At 63.2% G+C, this 3,587-nt stretch carries 3 protein-coding genes; all 3 read right to left on the bottom strand.

Going from position 1 to position 3,587, the window contains the following annotated elements; genetic code table 11:
- Positions 1-126 precede the first annotated feature (126 nt).
- Positions 127-1,620 carry an aldehyde dehydrogenase family protein gene (locus AZG88_RS16250; protein ID WP_061698281.1) on the bottom strand — a complete coding sequence of 498 codons (1,494 nt, stop codon included), beginning with the start codon at positions 1,618-1,620 and terminating at the stop codon, positions 127-129.
- Between the two features lie 133 nt (positions 1,621-1,753).
- On the bottom strand, positions 1,754-2,833 hold the full coding sequence (locus AZG88_RS16245; RefSeq protein ID WP_063886814.1) for an LLM class flavin-dependent oxidoreductase: 1,080 nt from the start codon (positions 2,831-2,833) through the stop codon (positions 1,754-1,756).
- A gap of 389 nt (positions 2,834-3,222) precedes the next feature.
- Positions 3,223-3,587: RidA family protein (locus AZG88_RS16240; RefSeq protein WP_061698279.1), on the bottom strand; the 365-nt coding region annotated here is incomplete at its 5' end.

The following is a 3,587-nucleotide window of genomic DNA, read 5'->3' as shown; positions in this document are numbered from 1 at the left end:
CGTTTGTAGGTGCCGCCGACGACCGCGACCGGCAAGACCGACACCTGCGGGTCCTCGGTCAGACGTGGGCGGCTACGACCCTGCACCGGCGCCACCGACGACTGTGGAGCCATATGTGTCCGTGGTCTACGACAGATCGACGACGACTGTCTTGAGCTCGAGATACTCGTCGAGACTCTCCTTGCAGGTCTCCCGACCCAACCCCGACTGCTTGTGCCCACCGAACGGCAACGCCGCATCCACCGTCTGATAGCAGTTCACCCACACCTGACCCGCTTCGATTCCCGCGGCCACGCGGTGCGCGCGGCCGAGGTCCCGGGTCCACACCCCCGCACCGAGTCCGTAGTGCGAATCGTTGGCCAGCGCCAGCACCTCGTCCTCGGTGTCGAACGGCACAATCGTCAGAACCGGACCGAAGATTTCCTCCCGCAAGACTTTCGAGTCCGAGCCGACGTTCGCCAAGACGGTGGGCTCGACGAAATAGCCTTCGCTCCCCCACGCAGAGCCGCCGGTGACGATCTCGGCTCCCTCGCTGCGGGCGAGTTCGATGAAACCGAGCACCCGGTCCCGGTGCTCCGCCGAAATCAGCGGACCCATCTGCGACGCCGCATCCAAGCCGCGGCCCAACCGGATGCTGTCAGCCGCCTCGACCAGCCCGTTGACCACATCCTGGAACACTGAGCGGTGCGCGTACAGACGCGACCCGGCGACACAACTCTCACCCTGGCAGGCGAAGATCGCCAGCGCTGCCGACGGAATCGCCTTCCCCAGATCGGCGTCGCCGAAGATGATATTCGGTGACTTCCCGCCCAGCTCGAGGGAGACGCGCTTGAGGTTGCCCGTGGCCGCCTTGATGATCGCCTTCCCTGTCGGACCCGAGCCGGTGAAACTGATCTTGTTCACGTCCGGGTGCTCGACCAAGGCGGCCCCCACCGTCTCTCCGTATCCGGTGACATAATTGAAGACACCCTCGGGGAAACCGGCCTCCAGCACCAACTCCCCCAGCAATGCGATCGACAGCGGAGTCTGCTCGGCCGGCTTGACAACCACAGTATTTCCCGTCGCGAGCGCCGGCGCAATCTTCTTGACCGCCATCATCAACGGGAGATTCCACGGCACGATGCACCCCACCACACCGAGGGGCTCGCGCAGCGTGTACGAGTGATAGGGGCCGCCGAAGTTCGTCGGAAACGACACCGGGATCGTGTCCCCGGTGATCTTGGTCGGCCATCCCGCGTAATACCGCAACACATCGACCGAGAACGCCACATCGACGTATCTGGCCTCGCCGATCGTCATCCCCGCATCCAGCGACTCCAACTCTGCGAACTCCTGCGCACGGTCCTCGATCAGATCCGCCAGCTTCCACAGCAGTCGGCCACGTTCCTGCGGAGTCAGCCGGCGCCACGGTCCGCGGAATGCTGCGCACGCAGCCGAGACCGCGCGGTCGACATCCTGGGCGTTCCCGGCCGGAACACGAGCAACGACCTCCCCGGTCGCGGGATCCTCCACCGCGATCGTTTCGGCAGTGGACGCGTCGACCCACTCGAAGCCGATCAGCATCCTCTCGGCCTTCTTTATGTTCGTCCTCAGTTCTTCACTGAGCAGCGTTGTGGACATGGTTCCATCCTCATCTTCATCGCATTAATAGGTTCTCGGCACTCTCACAACGGAAGGTGCCGCCCTGGGCCGCCACACGGCCTGGCCAGATCATGTGGCGGCCCGTATTTGGGAGCTCGAGGCGCGGGAAAACTCAGGCGTTCTGCAGCGCCTGCACCGCGGTAAAGTTCTTCATCAATGGGAACACCTCACGCCCCATCCGCTTGATGTCCTCCACGTAGTCCGGGAAGATCAGCATGAATCCAGCGACGTCGAGTTCGGCCCACTCGTCGAGCTGGCGCGCGATACTCTCCGGGGAACCGGTGATGAAATCCGTCGAAAACTGCACGAATCCCTTGGCGTCGACACCGGCGAGGATCTCTGAGGTGCCGCCCTTGGCGGAATCGGTGGATGCCTGCCCGATCATGTACTCCATCACGCCCCGATCCGGGCTGTCGATGTAGCTCTGCAGCTTTGCTTCCGCTTCCTCGTCGGTGTCAGCAAGGACAACACCCAATGCCACAAACGGCCGGATGGTCCGCCCCGCGTTCTCCATCTGCTCGTTGAACCTGCCCACGACCTCCTCGAGGGCGTCCACGCCTCCCCAGGCCAGGCGGAACGAGTAGTCGGCGTACTTCGTGGTGAATGCGATGGCGTCGTCCGAGGCGCCGGCACACACGATGTTCACGTGATTGTCTGGCTTCGGGCCCATCCGCAGATCGTCATACTGGAAGTGCTTGCCCTTGAAGTTCGAGACGCCGTTCTCCCAGAGCTCGCGCACCACCTGGCAGTACTCACCCGCGTACTCCCAGCGGTAGTTGTTGTACTCATAGCCGGGCCACACATTCATGACCTCGAGCTCACGGGGGTGCCAGCCGCCGGGAACGATGTTGAGTGAGAAACGCCCCTCGCTGATCTGGTCGATCGTCACCGCCATCCGCGCCGCGATCGCCGGATGGATCGCCAGAATATTCACGGAGCCAATCAGCTTCATCGTCGTCGTGTCCCGGGCAAGGGCAGCCATCTGTGTCATCGACTCCAGTGCGTCGTCCCAAAACCCCGTCGTGCCACCGTGCCCGCGCAGCGCCGACAACGACAGGGCAAACGAGAACCCGTTTTCCTCACCCGCCTGGATGATCTCCCTCATGTGCGAGTACGTCGGCGAATACTGTGGAGCAGCCTCAGAAATGATGTAACCATTCCGAGCACTGGGAATGAAAATACCGAACTCCATCGCAGGTGTTCCTCTCTTTAGCGACCCGCCTTCACACGGATCGGTCGAATAATGCGCGGAGCCTCTGATTCGAGGGCAATCCGACTAGGACAAGACTTCGGATTCGGGCGTCCTGGGCAGGACGGTGTTAGTAGGGGCTGGGAGCTGTTGTCGCCGTCATGTCGCGCCGTGGTCTTCGCGGAACCCTGTAGGAAGCATGAGCAGCTTCAGCGTGCAGTTTGGGCACCGTGCTGACTTCGACGGCGGCCCTCATTCGGCGCGGGCGCTTCGTGTGCTGGTGCAGATTCTGTCTGTGCCGGTCGAGCGGTCTCACCGATGACTTCGGGGTCGAGTTGTGCGTCGGTCGACGACTTGTCGGCCGCACGGCCCGACATTTTCTTCGCGCGGTTCTACCGCTGGTTCCGCGGTCGGATCGCGACGGCGTCGATCTCGACGCGGCAGTCGCCGGCGATGCCGACGACGAGCGTCGTGCGCGCCGGGTACGGGCCTTCGCCGAAGACCTCGGTGTACGCGGTCCAGAACTCCTTGCGATACGAATCGTCGGCCAGGTAACACGTCGTCTTCACCACGTCCCCGAGCGTGCAGCCGGCAGTCTCGAGGATCCCCTGGATCTCCTCCAGCGCGATCTTCGTCTCGTTCGCGATGGTGTCGGCCTCCGGCTTACGCGCCAGCGTCTCCAGATCCAGCGCCATGCCGCCGCAGAACACGTAGTCCTTGGTCGCCACACCCGGATTCATTCCGAATCGAGGGTAGG

The sequence above is a fragment of the Rhodococcus sp. LB1 genome, assembly GCF_001583455.1.
Classification (GTDB): domain Bacteria; phylum Actinomycetota; class Actinomycetes; order Mycobacteriales; family Mycobacteriaceae; genus Rhodococcus_F; species Rhodococcus_F opacus.
This window is presented reverse-complemented; position numbering and strand designations above follow the sequence as displayed.